Here is a 23,135-nt window from a genome sequence, read left to right on the forward strand (position 1 = left end):
TCGCTGCGCAGMCCGACCAGATCGCCTACATCATCTTCGATTCCACCGTCGTCACGAGCWTCATGCCGACGCTGTTCCCGCCGATCGCCGGGCAGACGGTCGCCGAGCTCGCCGGCAAGCTCGAGCTCGATCCGGCCGCGCTTGAAAAGACCGTTACCGAGTTCAACGCCGCGGTGCGGCCCGGCACCTTCGATCACACCATCCTGGACGACTGCCGCACCGAGGGCATCACGCCGCCGAAGACGCATTGGGCGCGGCGGATCGAGACGCCGCCCTATCTCGCCTATCCGGTGCGGCCCGGCATCACCTTCACCTATCTCGGTACGCGTGTGACCAGGGAGGCGCGGATGCTGATGGCCGACGGCAAGCCGTCGGCGAACATGTTCGCGGCCGGGGAGATCATGGCCGGCAATGTGCTCGGCAAAGGCTATGCGGCGGGCATGGGCATGACCATCGGCAGCGTGTTCGGGCGGATCGCAGGACGGGAAGCGGCACGCCATGCGAAGAACTAAATGAAGAAAAGACTCTGGGAGGAACCATGTCACGCATTGCCATTGCTTCGATCGCGACGCTGCTGATCGCCGGCCACGCCCGCGCCACCGAGCCGATCACCCTGCGCGACATGGGTTCGTTCCATGTCGGTGGGCGTCTTGTCGAAATTTCCGGCAAGCCGGTGAAGGAGGTCGTGTTCGCGCCCGGCGGCGTACCGGCCAAGGTCGATCCCAACGGCACCTATCAGGTCGAGCAGATGTACGTGCAGTATTTCCTGCCGGCAGACGAGAAGGGTGTCTATCCGCTGCTGATGTGGCATGGCGGCGGACTGACCGGCGTCACCTACGAGACCACGCCCGACGGACGCGAAGGCTGGCTGAACTATTTTCTGCGCAAGGGGTGGGCGGTCTACAATTCCGACGCGGTGGAGCGCGGACGCGCGGGCTGGGCGCAATACCCCGACATCTTCAAGAGCGAGCCGGTCTTCCTCACCACAGCCAATCCGTTCGAACGTTTCCGCATCGGCGATGGGCCAAATTCCTACGATCCCGATCCCGCCAAGCGCAAGGTGCTGCCGGGCAACCAGTTTCCGGTCGAGGGCTACGAGAATTTCGTCAAGCAGAACGTACCGCGCTGGACCACGACCGACGATGCGACCCTCGCCGCCTATATTGCCGAGATCGATCGCGTCGGCCCCTCGGTGATCCTGTTCCACAGCCAGGCTGGCAGCTTCGGCTTCAAGGTCGCGCAAGCCCGGCCTGACAAGGTCAAGGCGCTGATTGCGATCGAGCCGGCCGGCATCGGCGATCCTGCCAGAGCGGATGCGCTGAAGAACATTCCGACCCTGATCATCTACGGCGACTATATCGAGCACGATTCGCGCTGGCCCAAGATCCGCGCCAACGGCATCGCCTTTGCGGACGCCATCAAGGCGGCCGGGGGCAGCGTCGACATCGTCGACCTCCCGCAGGCCAGCATCAAGGGCAATTCGCATATGGTGATGATGGACAAGAACAACCTCGAGGTCGCCGCCCTGATCCAGAAATGGCTCGAGGGAAAGGGCCTGACGAAGTAAAGCCATGCACGGAACCAGAATTTTGGACGAAGCCGACCGCCTGATGACGGTTTGCAATTCCTGCCGCTATTGCGAGGGATTATGCGCGGTGTTCCCGGCGATGGAGATGCGCCGTGCGTTCTCCGACGGCGACCTCAACTATCTCGCCAATCTCTGCCATGCCTGCGGCGCCTGCTACGTCGATTGCCAGTTCTCGCCGCCGCACGAATTCAACGTCAACGTCCCGCAGACCCTCGCGGTCGCGCGCGCGGAGTCCTATGCGGCCTATGCCTGGCCGCAGGCGCTGTCCGGCGCCTTCGCGCGCAACGGCCTCGTCATCGGCATCGTCGCCGCGCTCAGCATGGCGCTCTTCATCCTGGGCTTCGCCGCCCTGAACGACCGCGGCGTGCTGTTCGGCGTCCATACCGGGCCGGGCGCATTCTACAGACTGATGCCGCACAACGCGATGGCCGCGCTGTTCAGCGCCGCGTTCCTCTATGCCATCCTCGCGCTGGTCATGAGCGTGCGCGCATTCTGGCGCGATATCGGCACGCCGATCGGCGGCCGCGCCGACGGCGGCTCGATTGTCCAGGCGATCCGGGATGCCGGTGAGCTGCGCTATCTCCATGGCGGCGGCGTCGGCTGCTACAACGAGGACGACAAGCCGACCGACCGGCGCAAGCTCTATCACCACCTGACGTTCTACGGCTTCCTGCTGTGCTTTGCCGCGACGTCCGTCGCGACGCTGTATCACTATCTCCTCGGGCGCGAGGCGCCGTATCCGTGGTGGGATCTGCCCGTGGTGCTCGGCACGCTCGGCGGCAGCGGCCTCATCGTCGGGCCGATCGGCCTGTTCGTCGCGAAACTGCGCGGGACGCCGGAGCTGCTCGATGAGCAACGCTACGGCATGGATGTCGGCTTCATCGCCATGCTGTTCCTGACCGGTCTCACCGGCATGCTGCTTCTGATCCTGCGCGAGACGGGCGCCATGGGACCGCTGCTGGCGCTGCATCTCGGCGCGGTGTTCGCGCTGTTCATCACCATGCCCTACGGCAAGTTCGTGCACGGCATCTATCGCTTCGCTGCGCTGGTGCGCTATGCACGGGAACGGCGGACGGCGCCGTGATCTGTTACGCCGACTGAAAACGGCCTTCGCGCAGGAAGGCGATCGTCTGTGCGATCGCGGCGGCGTGACGCGGCAGTCCGGTGTGGGACGCCTTCACCACGATATGCTCGGCCATGCCGGCCAGCATCGCGCTCTGCACCGAGACCCGGCCGTCGTTGGGCTTCGGCAGGACGAAGAGGCCGGCGACGGGATCGATGAAGCGGCTTCCTGCGATCACGCCGACGGGATAGTCGATGGTGGGGAGGGTATTCGGCGCGGTTGCAGGCGTGGTGGTGAGCTCGAGGCCGGCTGGCCCGTAGAATGCGCGGTAGGGCAGAAATCCCTGCAGGAGATCAGCGACCTCACTGCCGCTGTTCGGCGTGCCCAGCATCACGACGCGGGCAAGCCGGGCCGGGCGGTGTCTTGCGATGTAGGCGCGCGCGACGAGGCCGCCCATCGAATGCGCAACGAAATGCAGCGGCGCGTCACGTTCGGCGAAGCTGATGATGGCCGGATGGATATCGTCCGCAAGCGCCGCGATCGGTTTGCTGCGGCTGGCATAGTCGATGTTGAGCGTCGCGAACCCGCTCGCCTGAAGCGCTCGTTCGAGCCTGGTCAGGGATGCCGAGGTGCGCGCGATGCCGTGAAGCAGAACCACTCCCGGACATCGCGCACTGCCTGTTTCAGGCGCATTGTGCATCTGGCTTACGCCACGTCGCGCTCCGGCGCGGACGCCTGCTCACGGGCCATCGTCGTTGCCGTGACATAGTCGGTCTTGCCGCTGCCGAGCAGCGGCACCTTGTCGACCACCATGATCGCGGCGGGAACGGTCAGCTCGGACGCGCCGATCGCCTTGGCCTGGACCTGCATCGCGCTGCGCTCGGCGTTCTTTTCCGTCGTCAGCAGCACGATGCGCTCGCCCTTGCGCTGGTCGGGGATCGACACGGCGACCGAGCCGGCTTGCGGCCACAGCGTCGCTGCGATGCTTTCGACCGCCGACAGCGAGACCATTTCGCCTGCGATCTTGGCAAAGCGCTTGGCGCGGCCCTTGATGGTGATGAAGCCGGCCGCGTCGATTGCCACGATGTCGCCGGTGTCGTGCCAGCCCTCCGCGAGCACTTCGAGCACGCCGGGATTTTCGGCCCGCAAGTAACCGAGCATCACGTTCGGTCCGCGCACCGAGAGGCGGCCGCCTTCCTCGATGCCGGGGACCGGATCGAGGCGGCTTTCCATCAGCGGCGACAGGCGGCCGACGGTGCCGGGACGGTTGGCCATCGGCGTGTTCATAGCCAGCACCGGCGCCGTCTCGGTGACGCCATAGCCTTCGAGGATGCGGATGCCGTAGCGCTCCATGAACACCTGCCGCGTGCGATCCTTGACCGCTTCGGCGCCGGCGATCACGAGACGTAAGGTGCGGAAGTCGTAGGCGTGGGCCGAGCGCGCATAGCCGGTGAGGAACGTATCGGTGCCGAACAGGATCGTGGCGCCGGTCTGGTAGATCAGCTCCGGCACGATCCGGTAGTGCAGCGGCGAGGGGTACATGTAGATCGGGATGCCGGCGAGCAGCGGCATCATCATTCCACCGGTCAGCCCGAAGGAGTGGAACACCGGCAGCACGTTGAACACCTTGTCGTTGGCGTTGGCATCGACGCGCGCCAGCGCCTGCGCGGAGTTGGCAAGGATGTTGCGGTGGGACAGCACCACGCCCTTGGGCGTGCCTTCCGAGCCCGACGTGAACAGCACGACGGCCGGATCGTTGGCCTGGCGGACGACGCGCGGCGCGGTGCCTGCGAGCAGGCCCTTGATCTTGTCGGCCATCCCGATCGAGGCGCGGACGTCCTCAAGATAGACGATTCGCGCCTCCGCGGAGATCGCGGTCATCAACTTGTCGAGCTTGCCCTTCTCGATGAAGGCCTTCGACGTCAGCACGGTCTTGACCTGCGCGGCCTTCATGGCGGCGAGGACGTTGACCGGGCCGGCGGAGAAGTTGAGCATTGCCGGGACCCGGCCGATGTTTTGCAGCGCCATGAAGACGACGGCGACGCCCGCGGAGTTCGGCAGCAGCACGCCGACATTCTCGCCGACGGAAGTGCCGTTTTCCAGCTTCCGGCTCAAGACCTGCGCGCCCAGGATCAGCTTGCGATAGGTCAGCTTGGTGCCGAGCGCGTCTTCGATGATGACCTTGCCGGTGTCGCGGTCGCGATAGGCGTGTCCGAGCGCTTCGAACAGTGAGTGATCGAGCATGGCGTTCTTGACGAGAGCGTCGATCATCACGTCCTGGAGCGCGGCGCCGGCGGCATTGCGGCGCGCCTTGCCCTTCAGCGACGGATCGACCGGCAGCTTGACTGGCGGCAGGATCGTGACCGTCACCCGCGGAAACCACGAGCGCTTGATCTGGCTGCCGTCGAGGTAGCTGAGATGCGAGCGTTGCGCGCCTTCGATGCGGACGGGCACGACCACGGCGTCGGCCTTGTCGGCGATCATCGCGGTGCCGTCATAGACCTTCATCAGCGAGCCGGAGACGGTGATGCGTCCCTCCGGGAAGATGACCACCGGCTCACCTGCGGCAACCAGCTTGATCAGGTCGCGCGCGGCCAGCGGCTTGGTCGGGTCCATGGTGTAATGCTTGACCACCCGCAGGAACGGCTTTGCCCACCAGGCCTTGGAGATGCCGGTATCGACCGCGAAGCTCGCGTCGATCGGCAGCACGGCGTGCAGCAGCGGGCCGTCGATCAGGCTGACATGGTTCGGCGCGATCAGCATGCGCGTGCCTGGAGGCGGCAGGTTCTCGAGCCCGCGAACCTCGGTGCGGAACAGCGCGCGGAACAAGAGCGCGCCGAAGTCGCGCACGCCTTCCTTGCCCCACTTGGTCAGCACGAACCACACCGCGCCGAAGCTGGCGGCGCCGAGGCCGAAGAAGATCCAGCCGATATGGAGGCCAGTCGCCTGCAACAGCGCGACGAACAGCGAGCCGACCACCATGAAGGCGGCTTGCAACACGTTGCCCGCGGCGATGATGCGAGCGCGCTCGGACGGTGCCGACCAGGCCTGCACGGCGGCGAAGGACGGAACGACGAACAAGCCGCCGCCGAATGCGAAGGCGACGAAATCGATCAGCATGCGCAGGCCGGCGAACGAGGTTGCGAAGTCCAGCGCGGCGATCTCGTGTCCCTTGCTGGTCACGCCGATGGCCCAGGCGAGGTCGAGGCCGGCAAACCCCATGATGATGGCGCCGATCGGCACCAGCGCGAGGTTCGGGCGAACGTGGCTCAGTTGCGCCGCGAACAGCGAGCCGATGGCGATGCCGATCGCGAAGATCGCCAGACACAGCGTCACCACGCCTTCGGTGCCGCCAACGACCTCCTTGACCAGCGCCGGCAGCAGCGACAGCACGATGGCGCCGACCAGCCAGAACCAGGAGACGATCACGGTGCCGTCCCACAGCCGACGGTCCGCATGGAGCGTCTTCAGCAGGCTGAGGGTCGAGGTCCAGGGATTGGCGTTGACGGGCAGATCGGGCGCGGAGGGCGTTGTCTGCGGAATGCGGGAAGCGAAGGTCCAGGACAATAGGGCCAGCACGACCACGGCCGATGCGACCCAGCCCATATGGGCGGAGCCGGCCACGAACTGGCCGCCGGCGACGGTGCCGAGCAGGATGGCCATGAAGGTGGCGCCTTCGACCAGCGCGTTGCCGGTCGCGAGCTCGCCGAGCTCGAGCTGGTCCGGCAGCATGGAATATTTCACGGGGCCGAACAGGGCGGCGATGATCCCGAACAGCGCGAGCGCTGCGAACAACAGCGGCACCGAGTGCAGGAAGAAGCCGGCGGCGGCGAAGCAAGCGGCGAAGATCTCGGCGAATTTGAGCCGTCTTGCGACGACGGATTTGACGTATTTGTCGGCGAGCTGTCCACCGAGCCCGGACAGGATGAAATAGGGAAAGATGAAGACGGCGCCTGCCACCGTCACCAGCGCATCGCCGTGGCCGGTCGCGGCACTGTAAAGCAGGATGATGACGAGTGCGTTCTTGAGCACATTGTCATTGAGCGCCGAGAAGAATTGCGCCCAGAACAGCGGCGCGAAGCGGCGTGACGACATCAATTCCCTGATCATGACTAGTCCTGTTTTGGAAAGGCAGCCTGAGGTTGTTTCGGTGGCGGTGAAAGCGTCACGACCGGAAGGGCATGGGACGAACGATTGCAGAGTGACGATTGTCGTCGGCCTGCCTCTGTCCCCTCGATCCCTCCGATCCTGTTGGTCTCCTAATGGTCTCGTTAGGTTCGCAAATTTCCGGTTTCGGCCGCGTCGGCTCTGGGTGGGAGGGCCGCGCTGACCCGGATATGCGACGGGCCGTGAGCAAAAACTGATCCGTACCGGTAAGGCCCGCGACATCGGCTGCGAATGTCGGCAAATGGTAAGTCCTTCATTGCAGCCTTTTCTTGCATTCGAACCGCTTCGCGGCGCGCGTCTCAGGTGAGATGGGCGAGGTGGCGAAAGGGCGAGAAGCGACCAAGCAGGCTGAACCTGCGGCCTTCATGACGGACGAGGCTACGGTTGGTGCGCCACATCCGGAAGGTCGCGCGGCGCTCGGCGAGCACGCCGGCAATGTCGCAGGCGTTTGCGATGCGATCGATCGGCGTCATCGCGAGCTTGAGGGCGGCCCGGCCAAGGCCGGTCACGAGGGCGGCGGCGTCATCGATGAAAGTGGTGACGATATCAACAGCGAGGGTTTGCATTTTGCAGGTCTCCGGGTTAAATTGAACAATGTTCACATTGGTAGCTTGAAAATGAACAATGTTCAAGAAGAATCGTTGCGGGACCAGAAAAAAAATCGCCGCCGGGCCCAGATCCTGGAGATCGCCCGCGGCATCATTGCCACTAAGGGCTTGAGATCACTCAWGGTTCGGGACGTCGCCGAAGCCGCCGGCTGCTCCGTCGGAAGCGTCTATAACGAGTTCGGTGACTTCGACGGGGTGATCCTGACCGTCAATCGGGAGACCGTTCAGGCGCTCACGGCACGGCTTGCCGGGGTTCCGGCCGAGGATCCGGTTCGCCAGCTCTACGGGCTCGCCGAGACCTATCTCGAATTCTTTGCGGAGCACGCCAATTTGCTGCGTTCGCTGTTCGAGCATCGGATGGAGGACGATCGCCCTTATCCGGACGACATCCTTCAGATGGTGATGGACGCGTTCGCGCTGATGCACCCGCCTCTGGTGCGGCTGCTACCGGATGCGGATGACGTGAAGATCGCGCTGCTGTCGCGCACCCTGTTTTCCGCGGTGCACGGCATCATCTCGCTCGGTCTCGAGGAGCGCATGGTGGCGGTGCCGCCCCAGTTGCTGCGCCAGCAGGTTGAGCAGTTCCTCGACGCGCACCTCGCGGGCCTCGGGATTCTGCCTTTGCGGTGACAGGGCGAGCAGCCTCAGGCGCGTGCAGCTTCGCGTGGCCGTGCTGCAATGAGGACGACGTCGGGCCGCACTCCGTCGACCTGAACCCGGTTGCGTCCCTTTTCCTTGGCGCGATAGCAGGCGGCATCCGCGCGCCGCATCGCGTCCTCGAGCGTGGTGTCGCGGTCGGTGATGCAGGTGATGCCGATGCTGGCGGTCACTGCAAAGCAACGATCGTCCCAGGCGAAGCTGAACAGCTCGAGCGATCGCCGCAGCCGTTCGGCGACGTCGGCTGCGTCGAACGGCGAGCACTGCGGCAGGATCAGGCCGAATTCGTCGCCGCCGAGCCGGGCCACCAGATCATGCGGCCGCCGGTCCTGTTGCAGGAGGCGCGAGACCTGGCAGAGCAGGCGGTCGCCCGCCAGATGGCCGCAGCTGTCGTTGACGTTCTTGAACTGGTCGAGGTCGAGCAGGATCAGGCCCAGCGAGCCTGCCGCAACATTGTCCAGCTCGCCTTGCAGGCGGGCCTCGAAGGCGCGACGGTTGGCAAGGCCTGTCAGCCAGTCGTGCGAGGCCTGCCAGGCCAGGCGCTCCTTCTCGGCATGCAGGGCATCCTCGAACGCCTGTCGTTGCAGCACCAATCGCCGGGTGTGCCAGATCAGGAGCAGGATCAGCGCCAGGGCGGTGACGATGTTGATGCAGGTCAGCGTCAACTTGATCGCGCGGGAGCCTTCGCCCAGGACCGTGGAGAAGCGGTTCGCATGCACCGTGAACTGGGTGTTGAGCTCCGAGAGCCGAGACGACAGGAATTGCAGGCGGCTGCCATCCCGAACCGGGCCGTTCTCCAGCTCCGACCGGATGACCTCGCCGAACACGCTCAGCTCCAGCAGCATGGGATCGGTGGCGGCCCACTCGCGGATGGCTTCCTGGAGGAAGCTGACGCGATTGAAATAGCGAAACAGCCAGATCAATCCCGGAACGTCATCGGGATGGTTGCCGCCCTGCAGGAAGCCGATGCGAGCGGCCTCGACGTCGACCGGATCGCGCTCGAGCGCCCAGCGAGCGAACTCGTCGCCGATGGGAACGGCGAGCGAGGCCTGGTACTGCGCGAACTGGCTCTTGTCGCCCGAATGCAGATAGCGATTGAGGAAATAGACGGCGTTCTTCTGCGAGCGCGACCATAGCGCTTCGCCCGCGACATAGGCGCGGACCGATGACATCACCTCGAGGCTGAATCCCGCAATCGTCGCCTGGAGGACGAYGACCATCACGAAAGGCGAGACGAGCTTGATGACGTGAAGGAAGCTGTGCCCCTTCGTCGACGCCGATGTTCTCCGAAACACCCTCAGTTCCCCAAATCGATCAACGACCCCAGCGGAGTGATGCGCCTGCAACGCCAAGTAGAGGAGATGGTTGCTTAACTCGACCTGAAAGAGACGAGGGACTGCATCGCAGGGTGAAGGCGTCGTGAAGTGGATGCGTGCAGATCGTAGCAAATGCCGACAAGCCGGAACCTGTGCTGCATCGGCGAACCGATGCCTCGCATTCGTCCTGCGCGGTTTACTTGATCGAGAGAGTTGGGGCCGGTGCTAGACCAGCACCGGCTTGCGCACGCGGCCGGCGTCGCCGAACACCCGCAGGTAACGCTCGATCTCCGAGGGCAGGCCGGTCGCCTTCTCCGGATTGTCGGAGAGCTTGACGGCCGGGTGGCCGTCGGCCGACGACACCTTGCAGACCAGCGAGATCGGATCGAGATTGAACGAGCCGTCCGGGGTGCAGCCGACGAAGTCGTTGGTGAGGTTGGTGCCCCAGCCGAAGGAGAGCCGCACGCGGCCGGTGAAGTGGTGATAGGTCTCCTCGATCGAGCCGACGTCCATCGCGTCGGAAAAGACGAGCAGCTTGTCCCTGGGGTTGCGGCCCTTCTTCTCCCACCAGGCGATGATCTCCTCGCCGGCCTGGATTGGCGGCGCGCTGTCGGGGCGGAAGCCGGTCCAGTCGGCAACCCATTCCGGCGCATCGCGCAGGAAAGCTTTGGTGCCGAAGGCGTCGGGCAGCGCGATCAGCAAATTGCCGCCATAGGTCTGACGCCACTGGTCGAGGATGCGATAGGGCGCCCAGCGCAACTCCTCGTCGTCCTTGGCGAGCGCGGCCGCGACCATCGGCAGCTCGTGCGCGTTGGTGCCGATGGCTTCGAGATCGTTGTCCATCGCGAGCAGCACGTTGGAGGTGCCGATGAAGGAGGGGCCCAGGCCTTCCTTCACCGCCTCGACGCACCAGCGCTGCCAGAGAAAGCCGTGACGGCGGCGGGTGCCGAAGTCGGAGAGCCTCAGGTTCTCCAGTTTGCGCAGCCGCTCGACCTTGGTCCACAGCTTGGCCTTGGCGCGGGCGTAGAGCACGTCCAGCTCGAAGCGGCCGCGGCCCTTGATCGCCGCGCGCGAGCGCAGCTCGTTGAGGATCGCGAGCGCCGGAATCTCCCACATCGTGGTGTGGGTCCACGGCCCGTGGAAATGTATTTCGTACTGGCCCTCGACCTTGCGCAGCTCGTATTCGGGCAGGCGGAATTCGGCGAGCCAGCGGATGAAATCCGCCGAGAACATGTGGGTCTTGCCGTAGAAGGTGTTACCGGCAAGCCAGATCAGCTCTTTCTTGGTGAAGCGGATGGTGCGGGCATGGTCGAGCTGGGCGCGCAGCTCGCCCTCGTCGATGATCTCGGCGAGCCGCACATGGCGCGAGCGATTGATGACCGAGAAGGTCACCTGTCGATCCGGGTAATCTTCCCGAATCATCTGCAACATCAATAGCTTGTAAAAGTCGGTATCGAGCAGGCTGCGGATGATGGGATCCAGCCGCCAGCTGTGATTGTAGGTCCGGCTCGCAATATCGGTCACTGTCATGGGGCAATTCTAGCGTGGCTGCCGCAAGGCAACCAGTGGGTTCGGCGGAGGGCAGGCTTTACTGAGGCTCAGTCTCCGGCGGCCGTCGCCGCCACGGTCTCGAGCTGGCTCCTGATCCAGCGATGGGCCGGGTCCTTCTGGTAGCGCTGGTGCCAGACCATGAACATCGGCAGCTCGGCCAGCGTCCGGGTGCGCGAGGCCAGCGGTATCAGCGTTTGCGCGAAGCCCTGCATGACGCCGGACGCGAGCAGGCTCGGCATGCTCGCGAGCATCTGCGAGCCGCGCAGGAACGACGGCACGCCTGAAAAGCTCGGCACGGAGATGGCGATGTCGCGGTGGAAGCCGTTCGCCGCCAGCCGGCGGTCGAAGTCGAGCCGCTCATTGTCGGTATAGACCACGGTGATGTGGCGCGCTGCGAGATAGGCGCTGCGGCCGGCGGGCGCCGCGCGTGCCTTTGGATCGAAATAGCAAACGTAGTGATCGCTGAGCAGGCGCTTCTGCACGATGTCGATGCCGGATGGCGGCAGCGGCGTGATCAGGAGATCGCAGCGGTTCTCGCGCAGCATCGCGGGCGAGGGCGATTGCGAGGGGATCACGCGCAGGTTCAGGCCCTTCACCTGGCTGGCGACATGGCCGAAGAAGCGCGGCAGCAAGAGGTCGCGCTGGAAGTCGTTGGCGGCGACCGTGAGCGAAAGCTGAGCCTGCACCGGCTCGAAGCTGACGCCACCGGCAAAGCTGCGCATCTCGTCGATCAATGCCCGCGCCTTGCCGGCCAGCGCCTGCGCATGTGCGGTGGCGACGATGCCGCGGCCCGACTTGGCGAACAGCGGATCGCCGGCGATCCGCCGCAGCTTGTTCAGGGCGTGGCTGACCGCGGATTGCGTCGAGCCGAGACGTGTGGCGGCTGCCGTCACCGAACCTTCCTCCAGCACGGCCAGGAACAGTTCGAGGGCATGGCCGTCGAGGGCCAAATGATCGATTTTCTTCATGGAATTCATTATAATCGATCTATTTATCTTGAGAATAGACCGTCCCATGATCTCCCGATAAGCCGTGCGCCCGGACCGGAGCGCCCAAGGGAGAGACAACGCCGATGAATGCCCAGGCGCCAGCCTTGCGGGATCCCCGCCTCAACCGCCCCGAGCCGTTCACGCCGCCGCTCGGCGATGGTGGCTTCTTCCAGCGCGATCGCTCGATCCATCCACCGGCGCATGCGCCCGGCTACAAATCCTCGGTGCTGCGCTCGCCGCGCCAGGCGCTGTTGTCGCTGGAGAACTCGGTCTCGGAGATCACGGGGCCGGTGTTCGGCCACAACGATCTCGGCCCGCTCGACAACGACCTGATCCGCAACTACGCCAAGGACGGCGATCCCGTCGGCGAGCGCATCATCGTCCACGGCCGCGTGCTGGACGAGACCGGCCGTGGCGTTCCCAACACGCTGGTCGAGTTCTGGCAGGCCAATGCCGGCGGCCGCTACCGGCACAAGAAGGACACGTATCTGGCGCCGATCGATCCGAATTTCGGCGGCTGCGGCCGCGCGCTGACCGACGACACTGGCTATTACTATTTCCGCACCGTGAAGCCGGGCCCCTATCCCTGGCGCAACTACGTCAACAGCTGGCGTCCCGCCCACATCCACTTCTCGGTGTTCGGCTCGGGCTTCGCCCAGCGCCTGATCACCCAGATGTACTTCGAGGGCGATCCCCTGATCCCGGTCTGCCCGATCCTGACGACGATTCCGGACAAGGATGCGCTCGACCGCCTGGTCGCGCCGCTCGACCTCAACGCCTCGACGCCGTTCGATTCGCTCGCCTACCGTTTCGACATCGTCCTGCGCGGCCAGCGCTCCACCTATTTTGAAAATCGCACCGAGGGGAACTGAGCCAATGCCGCAACCGCTCAACTATCTCAAGGAAACCGCCTCGCAGACCGCCGGCCCCTACGTCCACATCGGCCTGATCCCGGCCATGGCCGGCTTCGATATTTTCGAGAAGAACTTTTCCAACGTGCTGGTGACGCCGAACACGCAAGGCGAACGCATCACGCTGGAAGGCAGGGTGCTCGATGGCAGCGGTACGCCGCTGCGCGACGTGCTGCTGGAAATCTGGCAGGCCAATGCGGCCGGCCGCTACAATCATCCGGCCGACCGCTCGGCCGGCGCGCTGGAACAGGAGTTTCGCGGCTGGGGCCGCGCCGGCTCCGACTTCGACAGCGCGCTCGTGACCTTCGAGACCATCAAGCCCGGCGCCATCACCGACAAGGCTGGGCGCAAATGTGCGCCACACGTCACTGTCTGGATCGTCGCGCGCGGCATCAATATCGGTCTCAACACGCGGCTCTATTTCTCGGATGAAGAGGCCGCCAACGCCGCCGACCCCGTGCTCAACCTGATCGAGCAGCCGGCCCGGCGCAAGACACTGATCGCCACGCGAAACGAGCGCGCCGGCAAGGTCGTGTATTCCTTCACGATCAATTTGCAGGGGCCCGAGGAGACCGTGTTTTTCGACGTCTGAGAGTCGGGCGGCCTTCCGCAGGATCACTCCACTTGGTCGCCGCGATCGACCGCTACGCGCGCGAGGAATTGCGGCGACTGACGCGTCTCGCGCGTTCCCGGCCGATTGGCCGGATCGCGCCCCACTCTTGGTTTCAGTTCTGCCAAATCGATGAATACGTCCGCCTGTCGGCGCAGGTCGTCGGCGACCATGGCTGGCTGAGTGGAGAGCGTGGAGACGACCGTCACGCGGACACCGCGGCGTTGCAGGGCTTCCACCAGCGAACGAAAATTCCCATCGCCCGAGAACAGCACGATCTGATCGACGTGCTCGGCGAGCTCCATCGCATTTACGGCGAGCTCGACATCCATGCTGCCCTTCACCTTGCGGCGGCCGGTGATTGCGTCGACGAATTCCTTCGTGAGTTTGGTGACGACGGTGTATCCGTTATAGTCGAGCCAATCGATCAACGGGCGGACTGACGAATACTCCTGATCCTCGACGACGGTCGTGTAGTAGAAGGCCCGCAACAGCGCACCTCGGCTTTGGAATTCGCCGAGCAGACGCCTGTAATCGATGTCGAAGCCGAGCGCCTTGGAGGTGGCATGGAGATTGGAGCCATCGATAAAGAGTGCAATCTTCTCAATCGAAGGCATTATGCAAAAATCTCCAGTTGCACGCGAAAGTACTGAAGGCGCCGATGGCTTGCTGAAAAAAGCAGCGCAGACGACCGGACAGGGACGGCCGTCTTGCGCCTAGGTTAGGGAGGACCCAATAGCCACCAGCGCCAGGGCGCCGAATGCAGCCAGGGTAAGGCGCGCGCATTTCCCGCTCAATCGTACTGAGGTAAAGGGTCTCTATCCAAAGGATAGGACTCCATATACGAAGGTAGGTGGCTGCGCCGGCAACGAAGGCCGTTGCGGTTCACAGCTTGGCCTTCGGCCATAGGTGCGGCTGTCCGATCGGCCGATGTGTCAGCCTTCATCGCCATGCAGCCGGGTGCGAAAGGCGCGCGGCGATAGCCCCGTGGCGGCAGCATAAACACGGCTGAAATAGGCGGGATCCTCGAAGCCGAGCGCGTAGGCGATCGTCGAGACCGGAAGGTTGGTGTAGACGAGGTTGCGCCGCGCCTCGCGGATCAGGCGGTTGAGGATCAGGTGCGAGGCGGTGTCGCCAGTCGCGGCCCGCGTCACCCGGTTGAGATGGGTCGGCGTGATCGACAGCGCGCCTGCGTAGTCCGCGACGCTCCAGCGTTCCAGATGGTGCTGCTCGAGCAGCGCCTCGAAGCGGCGGAACAGGCCGGATTCGGCCGTGCCATTGCCACCGCTCTCGCTCGTGAGCGCGCGGGCCACCAGCCCGATCATCGCCGCCGACAAGGCGCGCAGCACATGCGCGCGGCCGAAATCGCGAGCGGCGTGTTCGGCGAAGATCTGCTTCATGGTGGTGCGGATCTGCGGCGTGCTGCGCACCACGCCTGATCGTGACAACGCGCCGCGCAGGCCTTCGGCGGCGAGCAGCGCCTCGTCCAGGATCTCCGCCGCGATGGTCAGCACCCAGCCCTGGGTCTCTGGCACGAAGCGGAACCCGTGGACGTGTCCGACGGGTACGTTGACGATCTGCATCGGCCTCAACGGCACCACGCGTCCGTCGAGCGTCGCCTCGCCGCCGCCGCGCTCGATCAGCAGCACCTGGTGCAGCCGGGCATGGCGGTGCACGGCCAGGGTCCAGTCGTGAAGCACCGAGCGGGACGCGATCGTCTCGCAATGCACGACGTCGGGCAGGTCGCCGGACTCGCCGAACAGATTGTAGACCCGGATCGCGGGGGCAGGGGCGGCGCTTCTCATGTACGAATAGTACAAGACAAAGACGAAACCCTCCATCGGTTTGCGCAGTTAAATCTGCAAAAAAGTGCCGTCGGGAGGACGCAAAAATGAAAGTTCAGGTCTGTATCATCGGCGGCGGGCCGTCCGGGCTGCTCTTGTCCCAGCTCCTGCATCTGAAGGGCATCGACACGGTCGTGCTGGAGAAATACAGCCGTGAGCACGTGCTGGCCCGGATCCGCGCCGGCGTACTCGAGCACGGTTTCGCAAAACTGATGCGCGAGGCGCAATGCGGCGAGCGGATGGACCGCGAAGGCGAGATCCACCGGGGGTTCGAGATCGCCCATGACGGGGTGCTCTCCCAGATCGATCTGCACAAATACTCCGGCGGCAATTCGGTTCTGGTCTACGGCCAGACCGAGCTGACGCGCGACCTCTACGAGGCGCGCGATCGTCTGGGCGGCAAGGTCGTGCATAATGCGCAGGACGTGACGCCGCATGACCTGGCGTCGGATCGCCCCTACGTGACGTACCGATCGAACGACGAGATCGTTCGCGTCGATTGCGACTACATCGTCGGCGCCGACGGCTTTCACGGCGTCAGCCGCAAGTCGATCCCGAAGGACGTGCTGCGCGAGTACGAGAAGGTCTATCCGTTCGGCTGGCTCGGTGTGCTGTCGCGCACCAAGCCGGTGTCGCCGGAGCTGATCTATGTGAAGCACGAGCGCGGCTTTGCGCTGTGTTCCCTGCGCTCGCAAGTATTGAGCCGCTATTACATCCAGGTGCCGCTCACCGACAAGGTGGAGAACTGGTCGGACGATGCGTTCTGGGCCGAGCTGAAGCGCCGCCTGCCGGAGCAGGTCGCCGGCCGCTTGATCACGGGGCCCTCGATCGAAAAAAGCATCGCGCCGTTGCGCAGCTTCGTCGCCGAACCGATGAGCTACGGCCGCCTCTTCCTCGCCGGCGATGCCGCCCACATCGTGCCGCCGACCGGCGCGCGCGGGCTGAACAGCGCCGCCTCCGACATCTACTATCTCTACCATGCCATGCTCGCACATTATCAGAGCGGCGATGATTCCGGCCTCGAAGGCTATTCCGCCAAGGCACTGGCGCGGATCTGGAAGGCGCAGCGTTTCTCCTGGTGGATGACGATGATGCTGCATCGTTTCCCCGATCGTCTCGACTATGAGGATCGTCTTCAGCAGACGGAGCTGGAATATCTTTTCTCGTCCGAGACGGCGCAGCGCCTGCTTGCGGAGAATTATGTGGGACTGCCGTTTTAAGCGGGCTTATTTTCGGCGAACGCGGCGCCCTCTTTCACCCTCCAGGGGAGGGTAAGCGGCCACTACTTCCCTTCGAGCGTGTTGACCGGCGTCCACTCCGGCGGCGGTGGATTTGCGACGAGCGCTCTCGCGCGCTTTGCAAACATGGATGATGGCGGATCGACCTTCGCCACCCCGTCGAACGTATCGGCCGCCCTCGCAAACTCCCTTGCCCGCCAGCACGCCAGCCCTTCCGCATAGGCCGCGGTGACCTTCGTCTGCTCACCGCTTTCCGCGCCTTTCTCCGCCAGCGGCTCGAACACCTTGATCGCCTCGCCGCGGCCCAGCACCCTGATTGCGTCGAGCTCGCGCCAGGCGAAGGCGTCAGCTGTCTGCGCCACTGTCGCCTCCGAGGCCATGATCGCGGTGCCGTAATATTTGTTCGCACCCTCGAGCCGCGAGGCGACGTTCACGGTGTCGCTCATCACGGTGTAGTTGAAGCGGCGGCGGGAGCCGATATTGCCGACCACGGCTTCGCCGCTGTTGAGCCCGATCCGGTGCGACAGGCCGTGACCCGCGAAGACGGCGTTGTTGGCGTTGAGGTCCGCCAGTTTTTCGTGGCACTTCAGCGCCGCACGGACGGCGTTGCGCGCGTGGGCGGGATCGTCGGCGGGCGCGCCGAACATGGCGACGATGGAATCGCCGATATATTTGTCGACATAGCCGCCATGGCCTTCGATGATGTCGGTCATGGCGGAGAGATATTCGTTCATCAGCGTGACCAGCTCGCCCGGCGTCATCGTCTCTGCGATCGAGGAGAACCCGCTGAGGTCGGAGAAGAACATGGTGACGTTGCGCATCTCGCCACCGAGCGCCGGCATCTTGCCGGAGGTAACCATGGTGTTGATCACTTCAGGGGCGAGATAGAAGGCAAAGCTCCTGCGCAGGAAGCGCTCGTCGCGATCGGCCAGCACGAAGCGGTAGCCGATCATCATCGCGAGCGCGGCAAGGCTTGCGAGCGCGGGCTCGGTCAGCGGCAGTGCCAGTGCGTGAACGAACGCACCGACGGCCACGGCGGCGTAAACGGCGGTCAGGCCGAGCCATGCAATCAGTGCGCCGCTCGGCGCAAGCATGCAGGCGGCGCAAGCGATGACGAGCGCGAACACGATCGTGAGAATGTTCCGCGCGGGAAAGCCGAGCTCGGTTACGGCATCGCGCTCGATCAGGTTTCGGATCGCGGTGGCATGCACGAAGACGCCGGCGATGTCGCTGCGGGCCTTCTGCACGGTGCCCGCCGGGGCGGGCAGCGCGCAACGCGGCGCGGGCGAGCCGTCATATCCGCGGGACAGGCGCATCGAGGTGAGCTTACGGTCCTCGAAATTCAGGACTGTGCCGAGCAGGACGACCTTGCCCTCGAAGGCGCGGCGGAAGAAATCGCGATCGCCCTTCTCGACGCAGGCGCGCAGGTCGGCGAAGGAGAAGGTCGGGACGTCGCGTCCCAGCCCTCGAAAGTTGAGCGTCATTGTATTCGGTATCGCGCTCGGGATCGCATAGCCGGACAGCTCGGTCGCGCCGGACGGCGCAATTTCAGGCTTTCCGCCAAGCGCACGCGCAGCGAGCTCCACCGCCATCGCGGGGATCGGCCTGCCCTCGATGGCAAAGCTCAACGGCATTCGTCGGATCACGTCGTCGTGGTCGGTGTGGACATTGAGCGCGCGGACGGTGTTGCGCACCGCCACCTGCTGCGCACGATAGGGCACTTCCGGATGGTCGTTGCTCAGGATTTCGCCGAGCACCAGCTTGCCGCTGTCGGAGAGTTGCCGGAGCGCGATGAGGTAGTCCCGGTCAAATCCTCTTATGCGACTGCCGAACGACGTATCGCCGAACGGAATCTCCGACTGCTCGATTGAGTTCTTGAAGATGACGTCGAAGCCGATGACCTTGGCGCCGCCTTCGGTGATGCTCCCGAGCACCCGGCCGATCTCGCGTGTCCAGGTCTGCGTCGGCGATCCCTTGAAGGGCGGGGTGTCGTAGGTCTCACCATCGATGGCCACGACGACGACCGGCGATGTCGCGGGATCACGGCGGTCGCCGACCAGCTTGCTGCGCATCGCGGTGAGGATGTCGAGCGACAGGCCTTGCAGCGTCTGAAGCGGCGGAGACGTGAAGACGGCGCCCGCGAGGAGCGCAATCAGGATCGTCGCAACGATGTCCCGCCTTCCGATCCGCCGCATCGCCCCGTCGCAAGCCGCCTATTCGAGCCGCAGCAGGCGGCCGACGATCGGCGTCGGCGATGACGTGGCGCTGGCATCGACCTGGAAGGCATAGCGCTTGGCGCCGAGAATGGCGAGATAGCTGCCGCCGGGGGTCAGCGACTTCCCGGCTTTGGCAAAATCATAGAACTTGCCGCCGATCATGGTTTCGTTCCTGAGCGGCACGCTGATCGTGGGTTCCTTGCCGTCGGTGCGCTCGATCACCAGCGTGCTGCCGCTCTTGGCCTGCACCAGCGGTGCGACGCCGTAGATCGTCGGCAGCTTGGGGGTCGGCGCGCCCTTGGCGTCCGAGCGCACGGTGCGGAAGGTGGTCGCGGCGCTCTGGTTGGCCTCTCGCTCGGACAGCTGCGCCGCGTTGGTGTCGCAGGGCACCTTGTCCCGCTTGACCTCGCCGAGTTGCACGGTGCTCTGCTCGGCGCCGACCAGCACGACGCCTTCGCTGATCGTCTCGCGCAGGCAGGATTTGAGGTAGCTGAGCGTGACGCTCGCCTTCGGGCCGAGCTTGATGATCTTGCCCGGCGCCACATAGTCCATGAACGCGACGCCGTCGACCTTGCCCTGGACGTCCTCGACGATCGCGGCCGGCGTCTCCGCCAGGGCGGGGGTCGTAATATAGAGCGCGCCGACAACGGCGCCGATCAGGCTTCTCATGGGTACTCTCATCCAATTCGACCGCTGCTGTGCCGGTCCCGTCCTGGTCCGATACTTAGCAGCGGAGCGCCCAGGCAAGTGTGACCAGAATCACTCTTAGATATTGGTGCACTCTATCAGGAACGGGTTCAAACCGGCGACCGGAGAAAACAGAGCCGCGGCAAGCTGTTGGCCGGATGGTCAATGTCAGGCGAGCGAAACGGCCTCCGGCGAGCGGTCATTGGCCGGACGGCCCTCGATGGCTCGCTCCATACCAGGAGCGGGCGTGGCCTCCGCCTTCTGAAATGGTGCCGCCTGCTGCCCGGCGGCGATCTCCACGACCTCGTCCCAGCGCGACAGAAAAGCCTCGACGCAGGCCGGGTCGAACTGCCGTCCCTGGTTCTCGACCAGGTAGTTGCGCGCCACCTCGAGCGGCATCGGCTCTTTATATGGCCGCCGCGTCGTCAGTGCGTCGAAGACGTCGGCGACCGCGACCACGCGTGCTGCAACCGGGATCTCGTCCGTCTTGAGGCCGTTCGGATAGCCCGCGCCATCCCAGCGCTCGYGATGGCCTGCGGCAATCTGCGCACCGAGCTGGATCAGCTCGCAGCCGGAGTCCGCCAGGATGTGCGCGCCGATCATGGCATGGGTGCGGATCACCGCCATCTCCTCGTCGGTCAGCCGGCCGGGCTTGAGCAGGATATTGTCGGGAATGGCGACCTTGCCGACGTCGTGCAGCGGCGCGGCGAGATAGATGTCGCGGCAGAGCCGCGCCGGAAGGCCGAGCTGCTCGGCGATGATGCGGCTGTAGCGGGCGACCCGCAGGGTGTGCTCGCCGGTGTCGTTGTCGCGGTATTCGACCGCGAGCGCGAGCCGCAGGATGATCTCCTCCTCGCGCACGCCGAGCTTGCGCGTCGCCGCCGCGACTTCGCTGGCCAGATGCGCGGCGCGATCGTTGAGCTTGCGTACGGCTGCACCAAGCTGAATCAAATTCCGCAGGCGTACGGTCATCTCGACGCTCTGCGGCTGCTTGGGCAGGAAATCGGTTGCACCGGCCTGCAGCGCTTCCATCTTCACGTCATCGGTCTGCCGCGACGTGATCATCGCGATCGGAATGTCGGCGCAGCCGGGAAGGGTGCGGAGCGTGCGGATGAAGCTGATGCCGTCCATGTGCGGCATCTCGTAGTCGACCAGCACGAGGTCGAAGACGCGCTCGCGTGCGCAGGCCAGCGCCGCCACGGGATCGAGGAAGGTGGTGGCCTCGACCAGACCTTCGGCCTCGATGTGACGTTTCAGAAAGTTGAGAACGGAGCGGCTGTCGTCAACCAGAAGCGCTTGGGTCAGCATCGGCGGCCGGGGCTCTCTTCGCTGGCAAGGGCACGAACCGACTGCATAACCCGGGCGAATTTAACGCGAAGCAAATGCGCCGTGCGTGCGCACGGCGCCGCGGATATGCGCGCGTCGCATGGGATTTCAGCAGGCTATGCACGGTTGCATGCAGTTGCGCGAAGTCTTTGGGAATGTGACCCGTAGTTGTACGGACTCTCCCGTTAGGGGTTTGCTCACTTGATTCGCGTCAAACGTGTATCGGAATTTTGCAAGGGCGGGGACAGCGATGGCGCTCAATCCGACGGAGCCGAAGTGGTCGTTGCGGTTACCCGCCGATTGCAGCATCGCGGCCATTCGCAGTGTCTATGATCTCATTCGCGAGGCGTTCGGCCGCCAGGAGCGGCTCGAGATCGACTGCTCAAGCGTCGACAAGGCCGACGTGACGTCGATCCAGCTTCTGCTGTCGACCGCCAAGACGGGCGAGGCCCAGGGCCGCCCGGTGGTGCTCACCTCCTTCTCCCAGTCTCTGCGCAACACCCTTCGCCGCGCCGGCTTTGCCAGCGACGCGATGATCGATCAGCACTTCCCGCAAAAGAAAGATGGCACCTAATGGCCACGATTCTGACCGTCGACGATTCCCCCAGCATTCGGCAAATGATCAAGGTCGTGCTCGAGCCGGCCGGTCATAACGTGATCGAGGCCGGCGACGGCGCGCAAGGGCTCGCCAAGGCCCAGGCCGGCAAGCTCGACCTCGTGATCACCGACCTCAATATGCCCGTGATGAACGGGCTGGAGCTGATCCGGGCGCTGCGCAAGCTGCCGAGCGCGGTCGGCATGCCCATCGTGTTCCTGACCACCGAATCCAACGACACGGTGAAGCAGGAGGCCAAGAGCGCCGGCGCCACGGGCTGGATCACCAAACCCTTCAAGCCGGAGCAGTTGCTCGCCGTTGTCGGCAAGCTGGTGCGCGCATGAGTGCAATGGACCCGACCGAGGTCTTTCGTCAGGAAGCCAGCGAGCTCTTCGAGGTTCTTGAAGGAGCCCTGCTCGATCTCGGCCTGCGTCCCGATGACCGCGAACTCGTCGATTCCGCCTTCCGCGCCCTGCATACGATCAAGGGCTCGGGCGCCATGTTCGGCTTCGACAAGGTCGCCTCCTTCACCCACGAATTCGAGACCGCGTTCGATCGCGTCCGCAAGGGCGAGATCAAGCCGACGCAGGACCTGATCTCGGTCGCGCTCGCCGCCAAGGACTATATCCGCGCGCTGATCGAGGATCCCCAGTCGACCGACGACGTCATCGGCGACGGCATCCTCGACGACCTCAAGCGCTTTGTCTCGTCCGATCAGCCTGTTGCGCCGGTTGCCGAGATCACGGCGGCGGCGGCGCCGGTCGAGAGCAAGCAGGCCGGCTGGCACCTGTATCTGGAATTCGAATCCCACATCCTTCGCAACGGCTCGAACCCGCTCGACCTGCTGGAAGACCTCTGCAAGCTCGGCCCCTGCTTCGTCGTGCCCGTTACCGACGGCATCCCGTTCCTCGACGAGATGGAGCCGGAAGACTGCTATTTGAAGTGGGACGTCAAGCTGCACGCGGTCTGCGACAAGGACGCGATCGACGACGTCTTCATGTTCGTCCAGGACGAGATGAAGCTGACCCTCTCACCCTTGGAGCATGTCGAGGCGCCCGCGCCGATGCCGCTATTCCAGCTCCTCGACGAGGAGCCGGCGCCTGTGGCCGAGATGCCTGCGCCGGTGGCCGAGGCTGCTGCCCCGATGCCCGCCGCAAAGGCGGAGCCCAAATCTGAACCGAAACCGGAGCCGAAGGCCGAGGCCAAGCGCGACGATCGCGGCATCGCCACCGTCCGCGTCCAGGCCGAACGTCTCGACGAATTGATGGACCGGGTCGGCGAGCTCGTCATCGCCCAGGCGCGGCTGACCCAGCTCGCATCTTCCGGCTCCGATCTCTCGATCAAGATGATCGCCGAGGAGATCGAGCGCCTCGCTTCCTCCTTGCGCGACACCACGATGGGCGCGCGCATGGTGCCGATCGGCTCGCTGTTCGGCCGCTTCCGCCGCCTGATCCACGATCTGTCACGCGATCTGTCGAAGCCGGTCGAATTCGTCACCACGGGCGAGGACACCGAACTCGACAAGACCATGATCGAGTGCCTGGCCGATCCGCTGGTGCACCTGATCCGCAACGCCATCGACCACGGCATCGAGGACACCGCAACGCGCGCCGCCAACGGCAAGACCGAGCAGGGCCGGATCGAGCTCGCCGCCGTTCATTCCGGCGCGCAGGTGCTCGTCACCGTGAAGGACAATGGCGGCGGCCTCAACACCGCGCGCATCCGTGCAAAAGCGGAAGAGCAGGGGCTGATCGCGGCCGGCGCCGTGC

At 64.8% G+C, this 23,135-nt stretch carries 20 protein-coding genes; 10 read left to right on the forward strand and 10 right to left on the reverse strand.

The annotated features are described in order from the left end of the window. From AC1D00_RS01300 to tcuB, 3 genes are all read left to right on the forward strand, one after another. A partial coding sequence (locus tag AC1D00_RS01300; RefSeq protein WP_477009390.1) for an FAD-binding protein occupies positions 1-512 on the forward strand: 512 nt, incomplete at its 5' end. A 26-nt stretch (positions 513-538) separates the two neighbouring features. Further along, positions 539-1,567, forward strand: a complete 1,029-nt coding sequence (locus AC1D00_RS01305) for an alpha/beta hydrolase (RefSeq protein ID WP_477009391.1) — start codon at positions 539-541, stop codon at positions 1,565-1,567. A 4-nt stretch (positions 1,568-1,571) separates the two neighbouring features. Continuing rightward, entirely contained in the window at positions 1,572-2,672 is a 1,101-nt protein-coding gene (gene tcuB / locus AC1D00_RS01310) for a tricarballylate utilization 4Fe-4S protein TcuB (protein WP_477009392.1), read from the forward strand. Positions 2,673-2,676: 4 nt separating this feature from the next. Here the strand turns inward: tcuB and AC1D00_RS01315 are convergent, their stop codons facing one another. Both AC1D00_RS01315 and AC1D00_RS01320 read right to left on the reverse strand, forming a co-directional pair. After that, positions 2,677-3,351, reverse strand: coding sequence for an alpha/beta hydrolase (locus tag AC1D00_RS01315; RefSeq protein ID WP_477009393.1), 675 nt, complete (start codon positions 3,349-3,351; stop codon positions 2,677-2,679). Between the two features lie 5 nt (positions 3,352-3,356). Beyond that, positions 3,357-6,761: an acyl-[ACP]--phospholipid O-acyltransferase gene (locus tag AC1D00_RS01320; RefSeq protein ID WP_477009394.1), complete on the reverse strand. Its 3,405-nt coding sequence runs from the start codon at positions 6,759-6,761 to the stop codon at positions 3,357-3,359. A gap of 674 nt (positions 6,762-7,435) precedes the next feature. Here AC1D00_RS01320 and AC1D00_RS01325 point away from each other — a divergent pair. Continuing rightward, positions 7,436-8,056: a TetR/AcrR family transcriptional regulator gene (locus AC1D00_RS01325; protein WP_477009402.1), complete on the forward strand. Its 621-nt coding sequence runs from the start codon at positions 7,436-7,438 to the stop codon at positions 8,054-8,056. A 14-nt stretch (positions 8,057-8,070) separates the two neighbouring features. Here the strand turns inward: AC1D00_RS01325 and AC1D00_RS01330 are convergent, their stop codons facing one another. The 3 genes from AC1D00_RS01330 to AC1D00_RS01340 all read right to left on the reverse strand — a co-directional run bounded on the left by AC1D00_RS01330 (position 8,071) and on the right by AC1D00_RS01340 (position 11,927). Further along, on the reverse strand, positions 8,071-9,378 hold the full coding sequence (locus tag AC1D00_RS01330) for a GGDEF domain-containing protein (protein ID WP_477009395.1): 1,308 nt from the start codon (positions 9,376-9,378) through the stop codon (positions 8,071-8,073). A gap of 246 nt (positions 9,379-9,624) precedes the next feature. Further along, complete coding sequence (gene pncB, locus AC1D00_RS01335) at positions 9,625-10,929, reverse strand: nicotinate phosphoribosyltransferase (RefSeq protein WP_404558626.1); 1,305 nt, start codon at positions 10,927-10,929, stop codon at positions 9,625-9,627. Between the two features lie 68 nt (positions 10,930-10,997). Next, on the reverse strand, positions 10,998-11,927 hold the full coding sequence (locus AC1D00_RS01340; RefSeq protein WP_477009396.1) for a LysR family transcriptional regulator: 930 nt from the start codon (positions 11,925-11,927) through the stop codon (positions 10,998-11,000). 95 nt (positions 11,928-12,022) lie between these two features. On the opposite strand from AC1D00_RS01340, the gene pcaH reads away from it, so the two are divergent. Then, positions 12,023-12,811, forward strand: a complete 789-nt coding sequence (gene pcaH, locus AC1D00_RS01345) for a protocatechuate 3,4-dioxygenase subunit beta (protein WP_271570814.1) — start codon at positions 12,023-12,025, stop codon at positions 12,809-12,811. 4 nt (positions 12,812-12,815) lie between these two features. Beyond that, positions 12,816-13,442 carry a protocatechuate 3,4-dioxygenase subunit alpha gene (gene pcaG / locus AC1D00_RS01350; RefSeq protein ID WP_477009397.1) on the forward strand — a complete coding sequence of 209 codons (627 nt, stop codon included), beginning with the start codon at positions 12,816-12,818 and terminating at the stop codon, positions 13,440-13,442. A gap of 23 nt (positions 13,443-13,465) precedes the next feature. Here pcaG and AC1D00_RS01355 read toward each other — a convergent pair whose 3' ends face one another. After that, positions 13,466-14,077 carry a LabA-like NYN domain-containing protein gene (locus AC1D00_RS01355; protein WP_404559178.1) on the reverse strand — a complete coding sequence of 204 codons (612 nt, stop codon included), beginning with the start codon at positions 14,075-14,077 and terminating at the stop codon, positions 13,466-13,468. Between the two features lie 318 nt (positions 14,078-14,395). Beyond that, entirely contained in the window at positions 14,396-15,301 is a 906-nt protein-coding gene (locus AC1D00_RS01360) for a helix-turn-helix domain-containing protein (RefSeq protein ID WP_135177807.1), read from the reverse strand. A gap of 50 nt (positions 15,302-15,351) precedes the next feature. On the opposite strand from AC1D00_RS01360, the gene pobA reads away from it, so the two are divergent. Then, positions 15,352-16,524: a 4-hydroxybenzoate 3-monooxygenase gene (gene pobA, locus AC1D00_RS01365; RefSeq protein WP_404558624.1), complete on the forward strand. Its 1,173-nt coding sequence runs from the start codon at positions 15,352-15,354 to the stop codon at positions 16,522-16,524. A 62-nt stretch (positions 16,525-16,586) separates the two neighbouring features. Here the strand turns inward: pobA and AC1D00_RS01370 are convergent, their stop codons facing one another. The 3 genes from AC1D00_RS01370 to AC1D00_RS01380 form a co-directional block, all read right to left on the reverse strand. Further along, positions 16,587-18,737 (reverse strand): CHASE2 domain-containing protein, encoded by a 2,151-nt coding sequence (locus tag AC1D00_RS01370; protein ID WP_477009398.1) that lies wholly within the window; start codon positions 18,735-18,737, stop codon positions 16,587-16,589. Between the two features lie 18 nt (positions 18,738-18,755). After that, positions 18,756-19,427 carry a hypothetical protein gene (locus AC1D00_RS01375; protein WP_477009399.1) on the reverse strand — a complete coding sequence of 224 codons (672 nt, stop codon included), beginning with the start codon at positions 19,425-19,427 and terminating at the stop codon, positions 18,756-18,758. Positions 19,428-19,613: 186 nt separating this feature from the next. Beyond that, positions 19,614-20,753 (reverse strand): HD domain-containing phosphohydrolase, encoded by a 1,140-nt coding sequence (locus AC1D00_RS01380; RefSeq protein WP_477009400.1) that lies wholly within the window; start codon positions 20,751-20,753, stop codon positions 19,614-19,616. A 268-nt stretch (positions 20,754-21,021) separates the two neighbouring features. On the opposite strand from AC1D00_RS01380, the gene AC1D00_RS01385 reads away from it, so the two are divergent. The 3 genes from AC1D00_RS01385 to AC1D00_RS01395 form a co-directional block, all read left to right on the forward strand. Then, complete coding sequence (locus AC1D00_RS01385) at positions 21,022-21,345, forward strand: STAS domain-containing protein (RefSeq protein WP_027549419.1); 324 nt, start codon at positions 21,022-21,024, stop codon at positions 21,343-21,345. Next, the gene (locus AC1D00_RS01390; protein WP_008142319.1) at positions 21,345-21,710 is read left to right on the forward strand and encodes a response regulator; all 366 of its coding nucleotides are present in this window, start codon (positions 21,345-21,347) and stop codon (positions 21,708-21,710) included. Before AC1D00_RS01385 ends, AC1D00_RS01390 begins: the two co-directional genes overlap by 1 nt. Then, positions 21,707-23,135: chemotaxis protein CheA (locus AC1D00_RS01395; protein ID WP_477009401.1), on the forward strand; the 1,429-nt coding region annotated here is incomplete at its 3' end. The genes AC1D00_RS01390 and AC1D00_RS01395, both read left to right, overlap by 4 nt.

Source organism: Bradyrhizobium sp. P2_E8, from assembly GCF_056403875.1.